22 protein-coding genes and 1 tRNA gene are annotated in these 21764 nt (G+C 33.8%); 17 read left to right on the top strand and 6 right to left on the bottom strand.

Annotation, left to right across the window (positions count from 1 at the left end):
* Positions 1 to 31 precede the first annotated feature (31 nt).
* A complete protein-coding gene (folP, locus tag I215_RS09595; RefSeq protein WP_040460192.1) occupies positions 32 to 871 on the bottom strand; it encodes a dihydropteroate synthase in 840 nt (279 codons plus the stop codon).
* 125 nt (positions 872 to 996) lie between these two features.
* Between folP and I215_RS09590 the strand changes: the two genes are divergently transcribed.
* The 5 genes from I215_RS09590 to I215_RS09570 all read left to right on the top strand — a co-directional run bounded on the left by I215_RS09590 (position 997) and on the right by I215_RS09570 (position 4656).
* Entirely contained in the window at positions 997 to 1536 is a 540-nt protein-coding gene (locus I215_RS09590; RefSeq protein ID WP_008991766.1) for a DUF1599 domain-containing protein, read from the top strand.
* Between the two features lie 58 nt (positions 1537 to 1594).
* Positions 1595 to 2686, top strand: coding sequence for a BT_3928 family protein (locus I215_RS09585; RefSeq protein ID WP_008991765.1), 1092 nt, complete (start codon positions 1595 to 1597; stop codon positions 2684 to 2686).
* 83 nt (positions 2687 to 2769) lie between these two features.
* The gene (gene tpiA / locus I215_RS09580) at positions 2770 to 3519 is read left to right on the top strand and encodes a triose-phosphate isomerase (RefSeq protein WP_008991764.1); all 750 of its coding nucleotides are present in this window, start codon (positions 2770 to 2772) and stop codon (positions 3517 to 3519) included.
* 12 nt (positions 3520 to 3531) lie between these two features.
* Positions 3532 to 4365: a 50S ribosomal protein L11 methyltransferase gene (prmA, locus tag I215_RS09575; protein WP_008991763.1), complete on the top strand. Its 834-nt coding sequence runs from the start codon at positions 3532 to 3534 to the stop codon at positions 4363 to 4365.
* 15 nt (positions 4366 to 4380) lie between these two features.
* The gene (locus I215_RS09570; protein WP_008991762.1) at positions 4381 to 4656 is read left to right on the top strand and encodes an ATP-dependent Clp protease adaptor ClpS; all 276 of its coding nucleotides are present in this window, start codon (positions 4381 to 4383) and stop codon (positions 4654 to 4656) included.
* Here I215_RS09570 and I215_RS09565 read toward each other — a convergent pair whose 3' ends face one another.
* The 4 genes from I215_RS09565 to I215_RS09550 form a co-directional block, all read right to left on the bottom strand.
* Positions 4657 to 4851: a YgaP family membrane protein gene (locus tag I215_RS09565; protein ID WP_262486286.1), complete on the bottom strand. Its 195-nt coding sequence runs from the start codon at positions 4849 to 4851 to the stop codon at positions 4657 to 4659.
* A gap of 49 nt (positions 4852 to 4900) precedes the next feature.
* Positions 4901 to 6298 carry an MBL fold metallo-hydrolase gene (locus tag I215_RS09560; RefSeq protein WP_008991760.1) on the bottom strand — a complete coding sequence of 466 codons (1398 nt, stop codon included), beginning with the start codon at positions 6296 to 6298 and terminating at the stop codon, positions 4901 to 4903.
* 129 nt (positions 6299 to 6427) lie between these two features.
* Positions 6428 to 6841 carry a DUF6691 family protein gene (locus tag I215_RS09555; protein WP_008991759.1) on the bottom strand — a complete coding sequence of 138 codons (414 nt, stop codon included), beginning with the start codon at positions 6839 to 6841 and terminating at the stop codon, positions 6428 to 6430.
* Positions 6842 to 6851: 10 nt separating this feature from the next.
* The gene (locus tag I215_RS09550) at positions 6852 to 7409 is read right to left on the bottom strand and encodes a YeeE/YedE family protein (RefSeq protein ID WP_008991758.1); all 558 of its coding nucleotides are present in this window, start codon (positions 7407 to 7409) and stop codon (positions 6852 to 6854) included.
* A gap of 334 nt (positions 7410 to 7743) precedes the next feature.
* Here I215_RS09550 and I215_RS09545 point away from each other — a divergent pair.
* From I215_RS09545 to I215_RS09535, 3 genes are all read left to right on the top strand, one after another.
* Positions 7744 to 7817 (top strand) — tRNA-Arg (locus I215_RS09545).
* 221 nt (positions 7818 to 8038) lie between these two features.
* Positions 8039 to 9394 (top strand): site-specific integrase, encoded by a 1356-nt coding sequence (locus tag I215_RS09540; RefSeq protein ID WP_008991757.1) that lies wholly within the window; start codon positions 8039 to 8041, stop codon positions 9392 to 9394.
* 306 nt (positions 9395 to 9700) lie between these two features.
* Complete coding sequence (locus tag I215_RS09535; RefSeq protein WP_008991756.1) at positions 9701 to 10036, top strand: BfmA/BtgA family mobilization protein; 336 nt, start codon at positions 9701 to 9703, stop codon at positions 10034 to 10036.
* 257 nt (positions 10037 to 10293) lie between these two features.
* On the opposite strand, the gene I215_RS16185 is transcribed toward I215_RS09535, so the two are convergent.
* Complete coding sequence (locus I215_RS16185) at positions 10294 to 10443, bottom strand: hypothetical protein (RefSeq protein ID WP_156800254.1); 150 nt, start codon at positions 10441 to 10443, stop codon at positions 10294 to 10296.
* Positions 10444 to 10791: 348 nt separating this feature from the next.
* Here I215_RS16185 and I215_RS16180 point away from each other — a divergent pair, with 348 nt between their 5' ends.
* From I215_RS16180 to I215_RS09490, 9 genes are all read left to right on the top strand, one after another.
* Positions 10792 to 11010 carry a hypothetical protein gene (locus I215_RS16180; RefSeq protein ID WP_008991754.1) on the top strand — a complete coding sequence of 73 codons (219 nt, stop codon included), beginning with the start codon at positions 10792 to 10794 and terminating at the stop codon, positions 11008 to 11010.
* 192 nt (positions 11011 to 11202) lie between these two features.
* Positions 11203 to 11937 (top strand): DUF6577 family protein, encoded by a 735-nt coding sequence (locus I215_RS09525; protein ID WP_040460184.1) that lies wholly within the window; start codon positions 11203 to 11205, stop codon positions 11935 to 11937.
* 40 nt (positions 11938 to 11977) lie between these two features.
* Positions 11978 to 13039: a nucleotidyl transferase AbiEii/AbiGii toxin family protein gene (locus I215_RS09520; protein ID WP_008991752.1), complete on the top strand. Its 1062-nt coding sequence runs from the start codon at positions 11978 to 11980 to the stop codon at positions 13037 to 13039.
* A 71-nt stretch (positions 13040 to 13110) separates the two neighbouring features.
* Positions 13111 to 13785, top strand: a complete 675-nt coding sequence (locus tag I215_RS09515; protein ID WP_008991751.1) for a hypothetical protein — start codon at positions 13111 to 13113, stop codon at positions 13783 to 13785.
* Positions 13786 to 13790: 5 nt separating this feature from the next.
* A complete protein-coding gene (locus tag I215_RS09510; protein WP_008991750.1) occupies positions 13791 to 18278 on the top strand; it encodes an ATP-binding protein in 4488 nt (1495 codons plus the stop codon).
* A gap of 72 nt (positions 18279 to 18350) precedes the next feature.
* Complete coding sequence (locus I215_RS09505; RefSeq protein WP_008991749.1) at positions 18351 to 19448, top strand: hypothetical protein; 1098 nt, start codon at positions 18351 to 18353, stop codon at positions 19446 to 19448.
* A gap of 422 nt (positions 19449 to 19870) precedes the next feature.
* The gene (locus I215_RS09500; RefSeq protein ID WP_008991748.1) at positions 19871 to 20344 is read left to right on the top strand and encodes a hypothetical protein; all 474 of its coding nucleotides are present in this window, start codon (positions 19871 to 19873) and stop codon (positions 20342 to 20344) included.
* The gene (locus I215_RS09495; protein ID WP_008991747.1) at positions 20310 to 20711 is read left to right on the top strand and encodes a hypothetical protein; all 402 of its coding nucleotides are present in this window, start codon (positions 20310 to 20312) and stop codon (positions 20709 to 20711) included. Before I215_RS09500 ends, I215_RS09495 begins: the two co-directional genes overlap by 35 nt.
* A gap of 17 nt (positions 20712 to 20728) precedes the next feature.
* Positions 20729 to 21643, top strand: a complete 915-nt coding sequence (locus tag I215_RS09490) for an IS3 family transposase (protein ID WP_008991746.1) — start codon at positions 20729 to 20731, stop codon at positions 21641 to 21643.
* The last annotated feature ends 121 nt before the right edge of the window (positions 21644 to 21764 follow it).

Genomic DNA, 21764 nt, shown 5'->3' with positions numbered 1-21764 from the left:
ATGGCGTGAATTTGTAACCAAATTATTGTTTTTAAATCTCTGTGTTGTTAGTTTTAATCATCTGATGGATTTTGACACATTCTATGGCTGGTTTGACATCATGGACCCTTAGAATATGAGCGCCTTTATCTAAAGCTAAAGTATTTAAACTCGTTGTGCCATTTAAGGCCTCTTTGGGATCCGTCCCAAGTAAATTGTAGATCATTGATTTTCTACTTATACCTACAAACAAAGGAAGTTTTAAAATATGTAGAAGGTCCAGCTTGGCCATGAGTTCATAATTTTGATCTAACGATTTAGCAAAGCCAAATCCTGGGTCTACTATAATGTCGTTTATCTTATGTGAGCGTGCCTCTGCAATACGCTCAGAAAAATAATACAGCAGGTCTTTGATTAAATTGTTGTATTGGGTGTTCTGTTGCATGGTCTTTGGGTCACCCTTCATGTGCATTAAGATATAGGGGACTTGAAGTTTTCCAACCGTAGGAAGCATCTGTGGGTCTAATAAACCACCAGAGATGTCGTTAATGAGGCTTGCACCGCTTTCGATATTTTGCCTAGCGACTTCAGATCTAAAGGTGTCCACTGAAATTAAGGCATCTGGAAAATGCTTTAAAATCAGTTTTGTTATAGGGACGCTTCTTTGAATTTCTTCTTGCTGACTTACTTGATTTGCTCCTGCGCGACTGCTGTAGGCCCCTAAATCAATAAAGGTAGCTCCTTGGTCTAAAATGGTTTCTACACGCTTTAAAATGGAGGTCTCTTTGGTGTACTTACCTCCGTCGTAAAACGAGTCGGGGGTAACGTTCAAAATCCCCATTACTCTTGGGATAGTTAGGTCAATTAGACTGCCCTTACAGTTGATAGTCATCTAAATGTGGTATTTAATTTTATGCTATGTGACTTTTTTACAACGATCAACTTTTGAAAGATTAGCTCTTCGGCTTTGACCATTGGAAATTTTAAGCGAAATTTACGCAAAATAGGAGTAAACTTATGCATAATACATCAAAACAATATGATGAGGTCATTGAACTTTGTCGGGACTTGTTTGAAAAAAAAATGAAAGACTATGGTAGTGCATGGCGTATACTGCGTTTGCCGTCTTTTACAGATCAAATTTTTATCAAAGCACAGCGAATTCGTTCGATTCAAGATAATGAAGTACAGAAAGTAGAAGAAGGAGAGGTTTCTGAATTTATTGGAATTGTCAATTACGCTATTATGGCTTTGATTCAGCTTGAGAAGGGTGTAGGTAGTGATTCAGATATTGACCTTGGTCAAGCTCTAGAGCTTTATGACCTGAAAGTGTGTCAGACTAAAGAATTGATGGAGAATAAAAATCATGATTATGGAGAGGCTTGGAGAGATATGAGAGTGAGTTCTTTGACTGATCTGATTCTTCAAAAGATATTGCGCGTTAAACAGATGGAGGATAATAAAGGGAAGACTTTGGTTAGCGAAGGTGTTGATGCAAATTATCAAGACATGATAAATTACGCAGTCTTTGCTCTAATACATCTAAAAGCCGCATAAAGTATCACGTACCTTAGTGGTAAGGTGATTATGTTAATAACCTAGATATTGAATAATTATGAGAATAGTTGTTTCAGCAGCAAGAATCATTGTGGGATTACTATTTGTAATCAGTGGATTGATTAAACTTAACGATCCTGTTGGGTTCTCTTTTAAACTGGAAGAGTATTTTAGTCCTGAGGTTTTGGACTTGGCATTTTTAATGCCATTTGCCTTGCATATTGCGGTGCTTCTTGTGATTTTTGAAACCATACTCGGGGTAATGCTTCTTTGGGGGTACAAGCCAAAATTTACAGTTTGGTCACTTCTGCTAATGATCGTTTTCTTTACCTTTCTAACGTTTTATTCAGCTTATTTCAATAAGGTCACTGATTGTGGTTGCTTTGGGGATGCTATTAAATTAACCCCGTGGGAATCCTTTACCAAAGATGTGATATTGCTGGTGTTAATTGTGATCTTGTTCTTTGGTAAGAAGTATATAAAAGCCCTGAAATTTGCATCAATAGTTACTATGATAGCCTTGGTGCTATGCTGCTGGTATGCCTACTATGTGTACAACCATTTACCAGTGGTTGATTTTCGTCCCTATAAAATTGGAAATAATATAGAGCAAGGCATGGAAATCCCTGAGGATGCTCCAGTGGCTATATATGATTATGCATGGAAGTTTAAGGTAAATGGTCAAGAAGAAATTATAGTTACTAATGGTAATTATCCTACTGTTGATGGAGAATTTATCGATGTGGAAACGTCCCTAGTACAGGAAGGTTACTTGCCTCCGATACACGATTTTACTATGGAACGTGAAGGTGTAGATTATACGGAGCAGCTTTTGGATGAACCTTTATTAATGCTTATTGTAAGCCGCGTGATTGAGCAGGCGGATAAGGAAGGATTAAGGGAAATTCAACAATTGGTTGCTAAGGCAAAACAAAAGGGATATCGTGTTGTGGGATTAAGTGCTTCTAGTCCAACCCAACTTGCCCCATATAAAAATAAGTACGATTTGGATTTTGATTTTTATTTTTGTGACCTCACCACGGTAAAGACCATTGTAAGGTCAAACCCTGGGGTATTAGAACTTAAAGAAGGAACCATTACTCAAAAATTGCATTTCAACGATTTAGAAGATTTTGAGTTTGACAACTAACAAAATAATTTAAAGTCAATAACCTGTTAGCAAAAGAAGAACACTAACGAAATATTAATTATAGAACTAAATTTAAAAATAGCATGAGAGAAAAAATAGTTGCTGGGAATTGGAAAATGAATAATGATTTAGCTGAGACTCAAGCTCTTATCAGTGATCTTAGAAAGGTCTTAACCAATACTGATGTAAAGGTAAAGATTGCGCCGACGTATGTTAATCTATATCCCGCTTATGAAACCTTAAAAGATACAGCAGTGGAGGTGGTAGCTCAAAATATGCACCAGGCTAAAAGTGGCGCCTATACAGGTGAGGTATCTGCCGATATGCTTAAGAGTATAGGGATTCAGACTGTGATTTTAGGACATTCTGAGAGAAGAGCTTATTTTGGTGAGGATGATGCGCTTTTGGCTCAAAAAGTAAGTGCAGCAGTGGATGCTGGATTAAATGTCATCTTCTGTTTTGGGGAAGAATTAGAGGACCGAAAAAGCGATAAGCATTTTGATTTGGTTGCAAGTCAGCTAAAGAGTGGATTATTTCACCTGCCAGCTAGTGCGTGGAAACAAATCGTTTTGGCTTATGAACCAGTCTGGGCAATAGGTACAGGAGAAACGGCATCACCAGAACAAGCTCAAGAAATGCATGAGTTTATCAGAAAAACGGTAGCTGGTCAATATGACGCTTCATTGGCTGATGGCGTTTCTATTTTATACGGTGGAAGTGTAAAGCCAGCCAACGCTACTGAAATCTTTTCTAAGCCTGATGTAGACGGAGGGCTTATTGGTGGAGCTTCCTTAAATGCTGAGGATTTTGTAGCCATTGTTAATGCGTTCTAGTTAAAGAAGTTAATGGAACAAATTTATTTAGAATATACTTTCAAAGTAACACCTGCAATTCCTGGGACCGAGATTTTAATCGCGGAACTGGGATATGCGGGCTTTGAAAGCTTTGTAGAGCAGGAGCAAGGCGTTATTGCTTATATACAAAAACAAGACTGGAACCCTGAAATCTTAAAGGACATCGTCATTTTAAAAAACCCTGATTTTAAAATATCGAATTCCTTTACAGAGATTAAACAACAAAACTGGAACCAAGAATGGGAACGTAATTTTCGTCCAATTGTCGTGGATGAAATTTGTACGGTTCGCGCACCATTTCACGAGGTACCAAATACCAAATACGATATCATTATTGAGCCAAAAATGAGTTTTGGGACGGGTCATCATGAGACTACACATATGATGATTCAGTTTATTCTTAAAAATGATTTTAAGGGTAAAACAGTTTTAGATATGGGTTCGGGAACAGGAGTGTTGGCCATTTTAGCAGAAAAACAAGGGGCTGTTTCTGTGGATGCCATTGATGTGGATAATTGGTGCTATTTAAACGCTCTTGAAAATGTCGAGCGTAATGAGTGTCATAATATCGAAGTCTTCGAGGGAGATGCCTCTTTGTTATCTGGAAAGCGTTATGATGTGATTATTGCCAATATTAATCGAAATATTTTATTGGAAGATATCCCAGTTTATGCCAATTGTTTAAACGAGCAAGGGATGTTATACTTAAGTGGATTTTACAAAGATGATATTCCAAAGATCCAAGAACGTTGTGAGGAATTTTCGTTAAAGTTTATTGAAAATCTGGAAAAGAATCTTTGGGTTGCTGTAAAATTCATAAATTAGTATAAAATATTGAAGATGAGTACTAAAGAAAAGATATTAGAGGATGTTCTTGTAGAGGAACAGGTGGTTAAGGAGCATGAAATCGTCTTGTATAATGATGAGGTTAACACCTTTGATCACGTTATAGATACACTAATTAAAGTATGTGAACACACCTTAGAGCAGGCTGAACAGTGTTCTATTATTGTACATTACAAGGGTAAATGTACCGTTAAAACAGGAGAGTATGATTTCCTAAAAACACGTTGTTATCAATTACTGCAAGCTGGTCTTAGTGCAGAAATTGTGTAGTTAGGTTTTGGATTGATTAGTGGAAATACCGCATACTTTATACAATGGGCAGACCCTAAAAAAACAGGTAAGCAAAATTGCTATAGCTAGTAGCATAAGTATTACCCCTAGGATTCCTTTTATAATTTGAAAAAAAAATAACATCGCAATTACAAAGGCTATAATTACTCGGATTAGCTTATCCTTTTTACTCATATTTATTTTTATCTTCATCGGCATTTTTTTATACAGTATTTTAATCAGCTCAAGGTTCATTAGAAATTGGAAGTTCAGTTTGTTTTAGAGCGCCAAATCCGCCTTTTATATCAGTTAGCTTGGAGAAGCCTCTAGCTCTTAGTATGGAAGCTGCAATGGCGGAGCGATACCCACCAGCACAGTGAATATAATAGGGCGCTTGTTTATCTAAATCACTCATATTCTCATTTATAAAGTCCAATGGGAAATTCGTCGCAGAAAGTAAATGTTGAGCGCTGAATTCATCTGGCTTTCTCACATCTAGAATACTTATTTGATCGCCCTGTGTTTTGAATTTGTCTTTAAAGGTATCTGCATCGATAGATTCAATTGACTGGGTTTCTTTTCCAGCCATTTTCCATGCCTCTAATCCTCCTTCTAAATAACCAAGGGTGTTGTCATATCCAACTCTTGATAAGCGGGTAACAGTTTCTTCTGCTTTACCCTGGGGTACCACCAACAAAAGGGGTTGTTTAAGATCTGTAATCAAAGCGCCTACCCAAGGAGCAAAAGATCCGTTTAAACCTATAAAAATGGAGTTTGGAACGTGTTGATTTAAATATTCTTCTGGAGATCGAACATCTAGAACTACAGCCGAGTGTTGGTTTGCCAGGGCTTCAAAAGACGCTGGATCTAACGGTATACTTCCCTTTTCTAATACCTGGTCAAAAGAAGCATAACCTTGTTTATTGAGTAAGGCGTTTTTTGAGAAATATTGAGGTGGGGGTAGGATTCCTTCTAAAAGTTTCTCGATGAAGCCCTGCTTTGTTGTATTCTTATCAAGGGCATAATTGGTCTTCTTCTGATTTCCCAAAGTATCTACCGTATCCTTGCTCATGTTCTTACCACAAGCAGACCCTGCGCCATGAGCTGGATATATGAGTAAATCATCTTCCAAAGGCATGATTTTATCTCGCAGCGAATCATAGAGCATCCCAGCTAAATCTTCCTTGGTTAAATCTTGTTTAATAGCAAGGTCAGGCCGGCCAACATCCCCTATAAAGAGGGTGTCCCCAGTAAAAAGGGCATAGTTTTTATCATGTTCATCTTTTAGAAGATAACAACATGATTCTAAAGTATGACCAGGGGTGTGTATTACTTTGATTGTTACATCTCCTAGAGTAAATTCTTCTTGGTCTTTAGCTTGGTATATGTCGTAACTAGTGGCTGCATTGGGTCCGTAGACTATAGTTGCTCCTGTCTTTTTAGCTAGATCAATATGTCCAGAGACAAAGTCAGCATGGAAGTGGGTTTCAAAAATATATTTAATTTTGGCTCCTGTTTTTTTTGCCCTTGTGATATAGGGTTCTGTTTCTCTCAGCGGATCAATTATGGCAACTTCTCCTTTTGATTCTATGTAATAGGCGCCTTGAGCTAGACAGCCCGTATAAATTTGTTCAACTTTCATTTTTTACACTTTTTGCATTGCTCCTTAATACGTTTTTTAAGGACGCAGCTCAAAGGTACAAAAACATGTGACTTTTCGATGTTCTAAAAGTTAACAATATAGTATATTGATCTATTATAAAGACTCTTATTAATGAGGGAGCTTGTTTTTTAAAAGCCCATAGACAAACGTGCCAACCACAGCTGATATTAGTACAATAATCATGGAGAATAGTCCGGTACCGATAAGAGTGAAAATTGGACCTGGACAAGCGCCTGTTAAGGCCCAGCCTAACCCAAAAATACTACCTCCAATAAGATAGCGATACTTGGACCTTTCTTTCGGCTTTATAGTTATTGGAGCGCCATTGTAAGTCTTTACACCATACTTTTTCGATAACTGGATTAAAAGAATACCTGTTAGAACAGCGCTACCAATAATTCCATACATGTGAAATGATTCAAAACGGAACATTTCGAAGATACGATACCAGGATATGGCCTCTGATTTTACTAAGACAATTCCTAGTAGCATTCCTGTTAGTATGTATTTGATATATTTCATGGTTGTTGTTTTAGAATAAAAAAGGTAAGATTAAATGTGTCATAATGAGTCCTCCGATAAAAAAGCCAACTACAGCCAAGAGTGAAGGGAGTTGGAGGTTGCTCAAACCTGTAATGGCGTGTCCCGAAGTACAACCTCCAGCATAGCGGGTTCCAAAACCAACTAAAAAACCTCCAGGGATCAGTATTAGAAGTCCCTTAAGGCTAAATACTGCCTCCATGGAGAATATCTCCATGGGAACTAGGGTTTCCCCGATGTTGTCAAAACCAAATTCTTGAAGGGCAACAACCGTGTTGTTGCTTAATTGAATCAGGGAATGATCACTTAGGTAGAAATAGGCGATATAACCTCCTAAAATAGCGCCGCTTACTACCATTAAATTCCAAAGTTGTGACTTCCAGTCAAAACCAAAGAAGTCCGTGTATTTTCCTGCTCCTGCAATAGAACATAGTGTTCGCAAATTGGAGGAAACCCCAAAAGTTTTACCAAAATAAACAAGTAGGTACATAACAAGGGCTAATAGTGGACCAGAAACGTACCATGGCCATGGTTGAAGTATTAGTTCCATAAGACAGTAATATTAGATGTATCCCAAATATACGCAGTATGTCATAAAAATATACCAAAGGGGATCTATGATTTTCAGGATCGCTTAGTCTTGAGATGTTTCACCAAAAGCATAATGGGTTTCTAGTTTAATGTAGTAAATTCAGCTCATCACTAACAGACTTCTTAATCGTGATGCCTTAGCTTTGAATGTGCTGATATACAGAAAGTTTGACAATGGTGATAGGTGGTACATACTATAATTCCATTTTTTTTAATTAAAGATTGGTACATATATCATAAAAAATATTATATTTGCACCCGCATTTAGGTAATGTCTTAATTGCGAACATAAAGGCCTCGTGGCGCAACTGAATAGCGCATCTGATTACGGCTCAGAAGGTTGCAGGTTTGAATCCTGCCGAGGTCACTAAAAGCTTTATCAAAAAGTATCAAAACCACGCAAATCATAGGATTTGCGTGGTTTCGTGATTTTAAGGGATTCATTTTATTTGATGTTATATGGTAGCTATCAGGTAACTCAAAGTACTAAAAGGTAGCTTTAGCTACCTTTTAAGGAATTCAACTTTAGGTTGATTATGTCTTGTTTTGACTTTCGTAACAAATCAAGTTTAATTTAAAACCAAAGTTATGCGTACATCAAAAACATTTTCCATTCAGTTTTGGATGGACAAAAAGAAAGCAACGAAAGGAGAAGGTTTCATCTATGCCAGAGTTATAGTAGATCAAAAACGATTGAGCATTAGTCTCAAAAGAAAGTTAGAAATTGATTTGTGGGATACGAAAAACAAAAAATTTCGTGGTAGCTCACAAAAGGCCAAAGAATTCAATCGTTATTTGGATTTATCTAAGTCCAAACTTTTTAGATGTTATCAAGAGCTTCGAGACAATGGCGAAGAAGTAACGAGCAAAGCAATTAAAAATCTCTTTTTAAATGAAAGCTTAAATAGTCATACGCTTCAGGAACTCATCACTTATCATTCAAAAAAAATTGAGAATACCCATGCAATTGGGTCGATTAGAAATTTTGGTGTTACCATAGTTTATGTCAATCGATTTTTAAAGAAAAAACGAATTGATGATATGTTCCTTTCAGACTTGAATTATAAATTCTTATGTGATTTTGAGAATTTCCTCAATGCGTACTATCCAAAAGGTCATCCAAAGGCAATGAGTCACAATACCGTCACAAAGCATATCCAACGTTTACGGAAAATAGTAACGCTTGCTTACAACCTTGAATGGATAAAAGATGACCCTTTCCGTAGATGGAAATCTTCATTCGATAAAGTAGATAGAGAGTTTTTGTCTGACAGCGAACTTTCAAAACTGGCAAACCATCATTTTGCTATAGACCGTTTGGATCGTGTTCGTGATTTGTTTGTTTTTAGTTGTTACACGGGAATTGCATTTGTCGATATTAAAAACTTGACAAAGAAAAACGTTTGGATTGGCGATGATGAAGGCAATAAATGGATAACCACCATAAGGCAAAAGACAAATACTAAAATTAAAATTCCATTATTATTTCCAGCAGAATATATTTTGAGTAAATATGAAATACACCCAGTCACTCAAATTTCTGGAACGCTCCTACCTTCAATAACCAATGAGAAAGCAAATCTTTACCTTAAAGAAATTGCCACAGAAGTAGGAATAGAAAAGAACCTAACCTTTCATATGGCGCGTCACACTTTTGCCACAACCATCGCATTGAGTAATGGAATGCCTATTGAGACTGTTTCGAAAATTTTAGGGCATTCAAAAATCACAACAACTCAAATTTATGCTCGTGTTATGGATCATAAGATAAAGTCAGATATGGATGCTGTACAGAAAAGACTCAACAAAAAAGCAAGAAAATTTGAAGAGGAAAATGAGCTAAATTTTCTTCGCGAAAGAATTGTAGAAGCCGAAAAGAACAGGTATTCTCATTTAACAAATGAACAGCTTATCCAGAAATTGAATGAAATACTTAACGAATAATCCGAATATAATTGTGGCAACTATTTAGAGTATTCCCGATTTATTAGTGACTATTTTAAAGTCAGTTCTTTGATTGAATTGAATGTAATAAACTGGATATTTTTAAAAAGTTGGGAATAGCAAGAGGATAACACGCTGCGCGATGTTATAATGATTCTCTTTTCTGTATAAATATTTGATATTCAATATATTATATAAAATTTTAATGAGATAACTAAAATTTATTTTGCAATAAAATTTAATAAAAGCATCGTGAACCCTTATAAATAGTAGAACCCATTATCCTAATTTTTAAAATTCAGTACCATGAGCAAGAATTTTTCAAGAATTAATTTTCATGATGAAACCGTTGAAAGGTTTAAGAATTTTGCCTCGAATCACAACGAAAATTATACCGAAACGATGGAAGCAATGTTGGACTTTTTCGAGAAGAACCAAATCGATCCATTCGTTCCTTTTGAAAATAGAGTACATAGTTTGACTATTTTAATCAATAAGAGATTGGATGCGATTGTGTCAATTCTGCGAGAGATTGAAAAACGTGATTTGATACCAACAAGAAAAATGTTGGAATCATTGTTTGTTGAACCAAAGCCTACAAAGCCGAGATTTATAGAAAGAAAATTTATAGATAAAGGATAGAATGGTAAAATTAATGATAACACCCCAAAAACATTTTATAGGTTTGTTTGGCAGATGTTGGGGCTTGCAGCGCTGCGCTCGCTTATTTATGTTGATACGAAATGTGGTTACGAATTAGAATTCGTAATAGTTCTATATGTAGCAAAGATTTGGCAGTAATTGTCATTTACTGCCAAATCTTTGAAATTGTTTATTATTAAGTTCGAGCTTCAAAGAATATCATGTCAGTACGTGACATTCAATCGCCATTTAGGCTATCATTTTAAAAAGCCAAAGATTGCCCAACGTTCAAAACCAGCAACTTTAAATCTTCGCCTTTTTAAAACGCCACCTTTGGAAACAGATTTGTCAACGCTCGGAGAAAACTTGATGGTTCGTACCTGTCCGCGGAAATATAATCTTGTCATAAAATTTTTAATTAAAGATATCTTCGTAATGTTCTTTTGTGACCGTTTTTCATGGTGTGTTGATTCGTTATACATTTACAAAATCTTCGATTACCACCTAAAGGACCTTTTTAAAAATAATTGCTTTTACTTTGTTTTAAGTAACACTATTTTACTGTCCTATTTTAAGAAAAACGCAGTGAATACATTGCTTGATAATAAAGGAAAAATTGGTGTCCTTTTAAGATTGAATGAAAAGGCATAGATTGAAAAATCATGTCTTAAACGATACGGTCAAAAAATGCGTTCTTGCGAAGAGTTGGAATCCTTTGCAGTGAAAAAAATAGAAAACAATTTAAAAATACAATCATGAAACGAACGACGAATTTTACGAACCTTTTGATGTTTTTGCTGGTACTGGTGGTTTTGTTTTGGATAATGCCAAATGAAAAAGTTGAATCTATAGGAGGCTTTTTTGAGAAAATTATCGAACCAATGTCAATACCACTATCCATTACAATTGGTGCTTTAATAGGTAAGGATAAATTCCTTGAAATCTACCGAAATATAAAGGATAAATCTACATAGAAGGATATTATAATGGCTATACCTAATAAGATATAAAACGGATATTTTATATTACCTTAAACCTTTAAAGGGTATAATTATGAAAGATTTATAAAACACTACAATATTTTGAGTTAATCAATACAAAGATTCGGCAATAATTGATTATATTGCCGAATCTTTGAAAAGTATGATTTTTAAAATTTAGTAACTATCACTTCTGAAACGCTACATATAGAAGATTTTATTAAGGAATTTTCAATTAAAGAAAATTTCAAAGTAAGCGATTTAATTGCCTACTATCAACAATTTGACAAAGACGTTAAACGTGCTACCGTAGATTGGCGAATTTACGATTTGGTAAACAAGGGCATACTTCACAGGGTAAGCAGAGGATTATACTCTTTATCAGAAAATGAAGGGAAAGAATATATTCCTGAAATTAATAAATCATTGAAATACCTATCAGGTAAAATTAACAATCAATTTCCATTTATTGATATCTGTATATGGTCAACAAAATGGTTAAATGAGTTTATGTTACATCAACCATTTCGATTTTATACCATAGTGGAAGTAGAAAAGGATGTAATGGAATCAGTTTTTTACGCATTAAAAGAACAAGGAAAAGAAGTATTTTTAGACCCGTCAGAAGACATAATTAATAATTACGTTATGAATGCTTCTGAACCAATTATCATTACACGATTAACAACAGAAGCTCCTACTCAAAAAGTAAATAAAGTAGTCACCCAAACCATAGAGAAATTACTGGTAGATATTTATTGTGACCCAATAATTTTCGCAGCACAACAGGGAGCAGAATTAAAAAGGATATACCAAGCAGTATTTGAAAAATACAATGTGAATAACACTAAAATGTTACGTTATGCAAGTAGAAGAAATAAGCGTGACGAAATAAATGATTTTATAAATAACGAAGTATAGATATGGGATTAATGCCTTTTTACTGCCAAATCTTTGAAATATGACTCACGACGATTCACTTAAAGAAAAATGGATAACAGATGTTGCTAAACAACATAAATCTGACCCTATTCTCATTGAAAAGGTAATCCGTGCATTGTCTTTATTGGAGCATCTTCAAAATAGTGGGTTAGAATTTATTTTTAAAGGAGGTACTGCGTTGATGCTCTTACTGAAAGAACCGAAACGATTTTCGATAGATATTGATATTATAATTTCGAAAAAACCCAAAGACATGAAAACAATGTTGGATGCGGTTATAAAAAATTCAGATTTCATAGAATATAAAATTGACGAAAGGAAATCAAAATCCAATATAGAAAAAGAACATTATAAATTCTATTACACACCGATTACAAATGCCAGAGCAGAACAAGAATATATTTTGTTGGATGTACTTTATGAAGAAAGCCACTACGGAAAGCACACAAGTGACATTGAAATAAAATCGCCGTTTATAAAATCAGAAGGGAAGAATGCAACGGTAACAGTGCCTGTTCCCGAAGCGATATTGGGCGATAAGTTAACAGCTTTTGCACCCAACACAACAGGAGTGCCTTATGGAAGAGAAAAAGAAGTGGAGATTATAAAGCAGTTATTCGATGTTGGTAATTTGTTCGATATGGTAACGGACATGACAATAGTTTCCGAGGTGTTTACACGATTTGCACAAACAGAGTTAGCCTATAGAGAGTTAAAGGAATTAAATAAGGAGGATGTGCTAAACGATGTGTTTCAAACAGCACTGCTCATGGCTACAAGAGGGCAAAGCGGCACAGGAAATTACAATGAACTTCAAAGAGGAATTCAAAACATCAAAAATTTTATTTTTTCAGAAAACTTTCATATTGAGCGCGCGATGGTGCCAGCGGCAAAAGCAGCGTACATAGCAACCATGTTACAAACTGGCACCACTAAAGTGGCACACTTTGCAAATCCTATGGAGGTGGAAGACTGGATAATAGAACAGCCCTTTGAAACTCGTTTGAATAAGTTAAAAAAGACCAATCCAGAAGCGTTTTTTTATTGGTATTTAATTTATCAGCTTGACCACATTAAATAATTTTTTCGTTTAACATAAAGTCATATTTTATTATTGATTAATCTGAACACATATAAAAACCATTTTCAGTAATGCCATATTCTGGAGGTAGCTCAACACAATCAGGTATAGCATATCAGAACTGGTATTTGGCACTGCTAATATCTCATGCTTTTTTTGAAGTAGATTATGTTATATATCCTGAAGCTTTAAAGTCTGATAAAACAATTGTAGACGATATTAAAGTAAAAACTAGATTAGGTAAAATAATGCATAGTGTTAAGTTTAGGTCACCTTCGAAGAAGTTACATTGGGAGCAATCCAATCTGTTTTCTCAAGGTGTATTTTCAGATTTTAAAAAGCAACACGAGGCTGACCCAGAATGCACAATAGTTTTAGTTTCTGAAAATAATTGTTATTTATTTTCAGAGGTATTTATGCGTGCAAGAAATGCGGAATTACCTAATGATATTTATACAGTTTTAGTCTCTGAATATGCTATTGAGCAGTGGGAAATGGCAAAAAAATATTTAGGTTACGATGACTTTCAGCTAATTGCTTTTGCAAAAAAAATTGAAATGAAATGTATACCGCTTATAGAGATAAAGGATTTAATAAAACATCGCTTTATAAATATGGGATGCCATAATGAAGTCAAGAACTTGTTCTATCATAAAGCAGGTGAATGTTCAAGTAATAAAACTAAAATCGATAAAACAGAAATTAATAGATGGCTTGATGAGGATATGATTGATTTTAATAAATAAAACAAATGAGACAAGAAGTTTATAGTAATAGACCACTAGATTTTAACACGTTAACTCATAGGGAGTTTGAAGAGGTGGTATATCATTATTTTAATGAACAGCTCAAAAAAGGCTTTTTCGAGGGCATTTATGATAAGGTAGTGCTTTCATCAGGTGTAGGTGAAAAAGGAGCTGACATAATGCTTTTTTTAGGTGGTAAAATAAATGGGGTCATCCAATGTAAAAAGTATGGGAAAAACATAGGGCAAAAAATTATTCTGTCAGAAATCATAAAGCTGCTTTTACATCACCTTTCTGAAATTAAAAAAGGCACGTCATCATCTTCTTCATTGATTAATGATATACAAACTTTTACCTATTACATTGTCGCTTCAAAAGATTTCACTCAAGATACTAAACTTTTATTAGCTGATTTCAAGAACCAATGGAAGTATATAAATATTAAATCACTGATTGAAAAAGAATTAAATTCAGCTAATCTTCAAGATATAGAGCTTGTAGAGGTTCAGCCAGAAATTGAAGACTTATTAAATCAATTAAATGTAACCTCTCTAAATGCAGTTGATTTAGACCATATTGTTAGGTCAAATGTTGATGTCATTAACAGATATTTTTCTACGATATCATTAATGCCAGAATCACCAAATGAGAGTAATCAAGATAATGATAAAAGCAAGGAAAGAAATTTTAAACTATCAAGTTCAGAACTTCAATCAACGGCTAAACAGATATCTTATGATATAAAAAGAATTAAAACCCATTTTGGTGAAAATGAAAAGTTAAAGATTGTAAGGTCTGAAGTAAGTGAAATTTATAAATGGATTGAGAAAAAACTCAAAGAGAACGAAACAAATATTGCTGTAGTCGCGGGAGATGCCGGCATGGGCAAATCCGTGGTAATTTCACAATTATATGATAAATTGGAAAAAGCGAAAATACCTGTGGTCTCACTAAAAGCAGATAGGCTAACGTTTAATTCTTCAAAAGAGTTAGAAGACGAGTTTGACTTGGAAGTTGGTTTTAAAGACTTTTTAAATCGATTGATTGATACAGAAGAACAAGGTGTTTTATTAATTGACCAAATTGATGCACTTTCTCAAGCATTGTCTTCAGACCTAAAACCACTAAAGTTTTATGATAGTCTAATTCAAAAGTTTATTGGTCATCCAAAAATAAAAATCATTATTTCAACTCGAATTTACGATTTGAACTATGACCCAATTATTTCAAACTATAAAGGGAAGAGAAGTTTTATTATAAAGCAACTAAATAAAGAAACACTGCTGAATATATTGAAACAATCTGGTGTTGAAAATATTAGTCAGTTTACCGATGCTTTTATAAACTTATTAGCAGTACCATTACATTTAGATGTATTTCTCAAAGTATATACTTCTGACTTACATACAGATGAAATAAAAAGTCTACAAGATTTATATTCCGTATTATGGAGTCATAAAATTATTGACAATAAAGGTCTCAATAAACTGAAAGTTGACTATAACAAAGTTTCAAAATTAGTATTTGAACTCGCCTCCAAAATGTACGAAGTGCAACAGATAAATGTTGACCAAAGATTATTTGAGGATAGCTATTCAAACGAAATAAATTATTTGAGGACAGAAGGTATTATCAATACAACTAATAAAATTGAATTTTTTCATCAGTCTTTTTTTGATTATTCTTTTGCAAGAAATTTTACAAACGAGAACAAAAACCTAACCAATGATATTTTAAGAAGACATCAAGGGTTATTTATTCGTTCAAAAATTAAACAAATTCTTAATTACAGAAGAAGTGTTGATGAAGAACAGTATTTTAAAGATATTCAAGAACTAATTATAAATGATGAGATAAGATTTCATATCAAATTATTAGTGCTTCAACTAATAGCATTTCAACAGCAGCCTTTGGCTTTAGAAAAGGAAAAAGTAAAAAATGTTATTTTACCAAATCAAAAATTAAGGAATACTTTTCTATCTCTTTATCTAGGTGAGGGTTGGTTATATTTTTTTATAAATAATGAAATTTTTAGAGAAGAATTAGAAACGGATATATTGGAACGTCAAAGGCAAATCGTAGATGTTTTTAGACGTTTTATTTATGTTGATGAGGGAAAGAGTTTGCTGGAATATTATAAAACTTTAAAAGACTCTACTATCAAGGATGAGTTGGTAATTGATTACTTATGGCGTGTAAGTGAAGTTAGAAACACCCTTGCTATTGAATTAATTGAAAATGTTCTTAAGCGTAAGCCAGAATATAAAAAGGAGTATTGGTATTATAGAGTACTTGAGAACACTATTCTACATTTTCCTGATTGGGTAAAGAATCAGATATTGACTAATCTTGACATTAAAAAAGGAACGGATATCAATGATGAAACGAACTTTTTTTACTCAAGAAATCACGCTAGTCAGGTCTATGATGACTTTTGGGAAAAGCACCCAGATATTGCTTATCAACTTGTAAAGACTATAATAAAAGAAATTATAACCAAACGCAGTTTTGAGAGCAGAGGAACAATTATATCAGATTCTGCTTATCTTTTGTATGATAGAAAAAACATAAACCTCCACAAGCATTACGACCAAATAGATAAACTTCAGAAATATTTAGAGGATAAATATAAGACCAATCCTGAATTCGTAAAGAATGAAGTTTGTGAATATTTAGGCTCTAATTATATTACAGAAATAATTATAGCATTTAGTATTATTTTTAAGTACCCTAAAAATTTTAAAGAGCAATCCTATTTGTTCTTTTCAAATCTTGAAAAGTTTAATGAAGTTTACAGTCTTAATCAATATCTCAACTTTATGATATTAGAGATTTTTGGTAAGACCTATTCTATGCTCGATGGTAAACAAAAGAAGAATATAAATGAAGAAGTCATATCTAAATTCTATAAGCCCCACGAATTAAGAGTTTTTAAAAACGAAGATGGTACAATAAAAAAGAACAAGTTTTATGGTGTAGGTAAATTTGAATTGTTGACCTCGGTTGTAAAAACGAATAAAACGGTAGATAAAAAACTGCTTAAGGAATATCAGGAACTAAAGCGTAAATTTGGAGAAATAGAAAACAAAGAGCCAGAAGGGATAGTTGTACATGTTAATAGAGACCCTTTAAACGCGAGATATGATAAATTCACTTTAGAAAATTGGAGGAAGAGTTTTAAAAAGTATAATTCAAATAATAAGAACTTTGATAGGTGGAGCCAGCCTTCAGAATATGAACATGGAAGAAGATTTGCAGATATAGTATCTCAAAACCCTTCTCATTTTTTGGATTTTATCGACGAAATAATTGAAGATTCAGAGATTTCTAACACTTACATCGTAAAAGCTTTAGAAGGCTTGGTAGAAGGTAAGGTTTCAAATGAAGTTTTAATAAAATTATTCTGTAAAACTATAGAGAGCAGAATATTTGAAAAAGAGAACACTTTATACCTTATCTGGATAACAAGATATTTTTCAGAGCATAAAAGGATTGATGATAGTATTTTAAGGTTTCTTGAACATAACATTTTAACAGGTGATGAAGGAAGAGATGATTTAAAAGATAGTTTAGCGGCTGGTATTAATTCAGTGCGTGGTGCTGCTGCAAGTGCTCTGATAGATTGCTCCTTTTCGGAAGAGTACTTTGATTTTATTTGCAATTCTCTAAAAACTCTTGTCGATAATTCTAAACCATCGACCAGAGCTGCAGCCATATACAAAATGCAATCTCTTTTACAGCATGGCAAAGACCGAGTAATGGAATTGTTTTTAGAACTATCTAATGATTTTCATCCAGATATTTTGAAAGTTTCAATTAATCCATTACAGTATTTAATAAATCATAATTTTGAGAGATTAATTTCATTTTTTGAAAATGCAATTAAAGTAGAAGAATCTAGTACGGAAATTGGTAAATTAATTACAATCGCTTATTGTAGAAGTTATGAGGGTGCAGAATCTTTAATAGAAGAATTTTTAGTATACAACAAACCCAATACTGTTGTAAGGACTGCATTTGAATTCATTGAACATGAAATAAAAATTGAAGAGGCATTAACACTAGTCCAAAGATTTTTTGATAACGAAGACAAAGAAGTAGGAGAAATTTATAATCAAGCATTTTTTCACATAAAGCCTCATTTGTTTTCTGAACTTAAAGATTTTTTATATAAATATGTTCATTCAAATGTTGGAAAATATAGAGAGCATCCATTCTATTTGCTTCTATTGAAGTCCTCGAATAATCATCCTGAAGATTGTATTGTCCTTGCGAGTAGTTATAAAAATCATTATTCACCAGATATTACACAAAGAATGCTTAAAAATGAACCCTTGCAAGTAATTGTCAATTCATATAACGCAATGAGAGAATATAATAAAGCGAATGAAATATTAGAAGGTGCTATGGATGTTTTTGATGATATGCTTCAAAATGAAGACTATAGAGATTCGTCGGCTTATCAAATCATTAAGGATGTTGATTCGTACTAAATGCATATTGATTTTTGATAATTTAAATAAGAAGCTCTCAAAACAGTCAAATTAATATAAAGTTTATTTATTATGAGTAGAAAATTATACAGATGGGTATTAGGTCTAACACTTGGATTCATATTCATAATTTTTACCTTTTTAATAATATTATCATTTGATGCTGCAAATGAAACTCAAAATTGGGAATTCTTAAATTTTGATTTCTCTAAAAGAGATAATATTATATCTGCATATGGTGGTTTATTGGGGTCTATATTATCTTTTATCGCAATATTATTTGTAATACTTGACTTAATTTATCAGCGTAGACAAAAAACATTAGAAATTGAAGAAAAAGAAGCTTCAAGAATACAGGAATTAAAAGATAGCTTGGGTTTTATACAAGTCTATATTGATAAGTTATATAAAAGCAATATCAATCAATCAAAAAAAGCTACTGATTACTCAAATGAAGAAATTAAACATCCAACAGAGATGAATAGAATGTCTTTCTATCCTAATACCTTTCCTAAATTAATTTTAGATGTAGACAAACAAAATATTTATAAAGCATTTAGAGAGTTCAAACCTGGGAGTGATTGGAAGAAAGCTTATGTAGACTTATATAAAATTGCAGATTTCTATGATAAATCAACAAAGGAAGTAACAGATAAGCATCAAATACATCTCAATAAGAAATATAAGCACAGTTCTGAAATAGCCATCACCCTTGATGCTTTAATAGATGAAGTTTCCAATGTTAGGAATGGTCTTCTTACAGCCCACACAGCGCATCATTCTTTATTGCTTGAAAATCCATACTTTATAATTGTTAATGACTTCAAAGAAAGAACAATTGTAATAACAGATGAAAGGAAAAAAAAATTAGAGGATGGTGTTGACCCAGAAGAAATTTCAACTGGATTGATGGAATTCAGAATGGACATTGTTGGGCCATTATTCGAAGGAATTATGCAAAGGTATAATAGCGATCACATTCTTCTCCCAGAATTCAACAAATTACTTACGAGTTCTCAAGAATTTTTAAGACAAACAGAAAAGCTCATTAAAGATTCTAATGATTATGCAAGTCATATCAATTATTACAACAATAAATATTTAAGTGCCGAATCCGAATATCAAATCCGATTATTAGAAATTTCTAAATTATTAGAGGCATTTGTTTAACATAAATTTTAATTAAACCAGTTCTAAAAACCCTATTAGAAATAGAAAAAAATTTTATAACGATATCTTGTTTGTGGGTAAAGAAGTCAAAAAGCAATTTTTCGCCTATTGGTATGAAATTTTCATTCAGCAAAAAACTACATTCACCCAAATATAAGAGCTTCTAGTTCCCAACACGACTCGTTATGTCCATTCCGCACCTGCCTATCGGACAGACGCTCCATTACCAAAACTAGTATTTTTACCAACGTTCAAAAATCATTGTGCACAATCCGGTGAAAACGGACACCCATTCCGCTAGAAGGCGGTCACCCATTCCGTTTTAAAGCGGACGCCCATTCCGGGGCAAAGCGGTCAGTCATTCCGTAGCAAAATGGACACTTTTCTCATCTTTATGCCATTAACTTTTAAAAACAAGGATAATGGCTAACAATCCGATAGGTATGAGAGAAGTACGCGAATTATTACGATTATATTTTGAACAAGGTCTCAGTGGCCGAAAATCAGCTCAGGTTGTTGGCATTGGAAGAACATCCGCAGGTCAGTATATTGCTGGTTTTAAGAACAGTGGAGTTCCTATTTCTGGAATTTCTAGTATGACGGATAGTGAACTCATTGATCTGATTAATATCAGAAAGAAAACGCAAAATCCTCGACATGAAGCCTTAGTAAAGCTTTTTCCTTACTTTGAAAAAGAGCTCAAAAGGGTTGGTGTTACCTTACAGTTGCTATGGGAGGAATATAGAGAAGTCCACAATGATTACTATGAATACAGTCAGTTTTGCTACCATTACCTTCAATGGCGCAAAAGCAGTAAGGTGTCTTGTCCTAGAATAGCTTTACACTTAAAAGCTACTTATTATGAAAAAAACGGCATCACACAAACCAATATCTGAGAGAAAACCTTATGCCCGTCTATCAGAAGACGAAAAAAGAAAAATTGTCCAGGAAATCAACTTAGGGCTTATTGGGCATAGAGCCGCCGCTCGGAAGTATGGTATCAGTAGAAACAACATTGCTAAATGGATTGTTCAGTTTTCTTTGCGTAACTTAAGACCTTTGGAAATAGCCAATAATGCTATTGAGAATATGGATGAAAAAACTAAAATCCGTGAGCTCTCTCAGCAAGTTCGATACTTATCAAAAGAGCTAGAAAATGCAAAACTTAAGGTTAAAGGGCTAGAGACCTTAATTGAAGTTAGTGAAGAGCAATTAAAAATTAAGATCTCAAAAAAGTTTGGTGCCAAACAGTTAAAAGACTGAAGCAGGAGCATCCCCAGATGGGTCTAGAGAGGCTCTGTGGGCTGTTTGGCAAAACTCGACAAGCTTATTACCAATCGCTTCATCGAAGTGAATCAACTACATTTATCCATTCAATTGTACTGGTGCTAGTAAAAGAAATAAGAGAAGATATGCCTTTTATCGGTACTCGTAAATTATTACATTTACTTACACCAAAGATGCAAGATCACAACATCAAAATGGGAAGAGATCAGCTCTTTAACTTACTGCGGTTCCACGGATTACTTGTTCGACGACGTCATAAAAAAGTTTACACAACTAATTCTCATCACTGGCTAAAGAAGTATCCTAATCTTATCAAGGAGATCATACTTACCGGCAGTGAGCAGCTCTGGGTAAGTGATATTACCTACGTTCAGACTCTTCAAGGGTTTAATTATTTAAGCCTTATTATGGATGCTTATTCAAAGAAAATAATGGGGTACTCGCTTGATACTTCTTTGGAAGCTGATGGGCCAATCGCAGCTCTGAAGATGGCTATTGCAAACCGAAGTTACCATACTAGCTTCTTTCTTATTCATCACTCGGATAGAGGTGTGCAATATTGTTCTAGAAGATATGTAGAACTCCTAGTAAACGAAAACATAGCTATAAGTATGACTGAGGATAGTAACCCCTGTGATAATAGCATGGCAGAACGAGTTAATGGTATTATTAAAAATGAGTTTAAGAAAAATCAGATATACAAAAATCACAAAGACGCTTATAAGGCAATTTCAAAAGATATACATGTATATAACACTAAGCGCCCTCACGGAAGCATTGATTATCACACACCTGAGGTAGCTCATTATATGAAAGAACCTCTAAAAAAACGTTGGAAGAATTATAAGAAATCAATGAAAACGAGCCATTTACCTCATGACCCAAATCATTCATTAAAAAGATTGTAAACTTTATTAAGGATTATAATAAAAAGGTGTAAATTAGAAGATACGATTAACAGTAAAAACTGTAAAGTTTTTTTAGGACGGGACAAGGTTTGGATACTTCGGTTCGATTTGGTTCTTCGTC

Origin of the sequence: Galbibacter marinus (assembly GCF_000300875.1) — a bacterium.
In the GTDB taxonomy this organism is placed as follows: Bacteria; Bacteroidota; Bacteroidia; order Flavobacteriales; family Flavobacteriaceae; genus Galbibacter; species Galbibacter marinus.
This window is presented reverse-complemented; position numbering and strand designations above follow the sequence as displayed.

Excerpts from the sequence above, each read along its gene's own strand:
- folP (WP_040460192.1), bottom strand. The coding sequence starts at position 871 with ATGACTATCAACTGTAAGGGCAGTCTAATTGACCTAACTATCCCAAGA.
- I215_RS09590 (WP_008991766.1), top strand. The coding sequence starts at position 997 with ATGCATAATACATCAAAACAATATGATGAGGTCATTGAACTTTGTCGG.
- I215_RS09585 (WP_008991765.1), top strand. The coding sequence starts at position 1,595 with ATGAGAATAGTTGTTTCAGCAGCAAGAATCATTGTGGGATTACTATTT.
- tpiA (WP_008991764.1), top strand. The coding sequence starts at position 2,770 with ATGAGAGAAAAAATAGTTGCTGGGAATTGGAAAATGAATAATGATTTA.
- prmA (WP_008991763.1), top strand. The coding sequence starts at position 3,532 with ATGGAACAAATTTATTTAGAATATACTTTCAAAGTAACACCTGCAATT.
- I215_RS09570 (WP_008991762.1), top strand. The coding sequence starts at position 4,381 with ATGAGTACTAAAGAAAAGATATTAGAGGATGTTCTTGTAGAGGAACAG.
- I215_RS09565 (WP_262486286.1), bottom strand. The coding sequence starts at position 4,851 with ATGAGTAAAAAGGATAAGCTAATCCGAGTAATTATAGCCTTTGTAATT.
- I215_RS09560 (WP_008991760.1), bottom strand. The coding sequence starts at position 6,298 with ATGAAAGTTGAACAAATTTATACGGGCTGTCTAGCTCAAGGCGCCTAT.
- I215_RS09555 (WP_008991759.1), bottom strand. The coding sequence starts at position 6,841 with ATGAAATATATCAAATACATACTAACAGGAATGCTACTAGGAATTGTC.
- I215_RS09550 (WP_008991758.1), bottom strand. The coding sequence starts at position 7,409 with ATGGAACTAATACTTCAACCATGGCCATGGTACGTTTCTGGTCCACTA.
- I215_RS09540 (WP_008991757.1), top strand. The coding sequence starts at position 8,039 with ATGCGTACATCAAAAACATTTTCCATTCAGTTTTGGATGGACAAAAAG.
- I215_RS09535 (WP_008991756.1), top strand. The coding sequence starts at position 9,701 with ATGAGCAAGAATTTTTCAAGAATTAATTTTCATGATGAAACCGTTGAA.
- I215_RS16185 (WP_156800254.1), bottom strand. The coding sequence starts at position 10,443 with ATGACAAGATTATATTTCCGCGGACAGGTACGAACCATCAAGTTTTCT.
- I215_RS16180 (WP_008991754.1), top strand. The coding sequence starts at position 10,792 with ATGAAACGAACGACGAATTTTACGAACCTTTTGATGTTTTTGCTGGTA.
- I215_RS09520 (WP_008991752.1), top strand. The coding sequence starts at position 11,978 with ATGACTCACGACGATTCACTTAAAGAAAAATGGATAACAGATGTTGCT.
- I215_RS09515 (WP_008991751.1), top strand. The coding sequence starts at position 13,111 with ATGCCATATTCTGGAGGTAGCTCAACACAATCAGGTATAGCATATCAG.
- I215_RS09510 (WP_008991750.1), top strand. The coding sequence starts at position 13,791 with ATGAGACAAGAAGTTTATAGTAATAGACCACTAGATTTTAACACGTTA.
- I215_RS09505 (WP_008991749.1), top strand. The coding sequence starts at position 18,351 with ATGAGTAGAAAATTATACAGATGGGTATTAGGTCTAACACTTGGATTC.
- I215_RS09500 (WP_008991748.1), top strand. The coding sequence starts at position 19,871 with ATGGCTAACAATCCGATAGGTATGAGAGAAGTACGCGAATTATTACGA.
- I215_RS09495 (WP_008991747.1), top strand. The coding sequence starts at position 20,310 with ATGAAAAAAACGGCATCACACAAACCAATATCTGAGAGAAAACCTTAT.
- I215_RS09490 (WP_008991746.1), top strand. The coding sequence starts at position 20,729 with ATGGGTCTAGAGAGGCTCTGTGGGCTGTTTGGCAAAACTCGACAAGCT.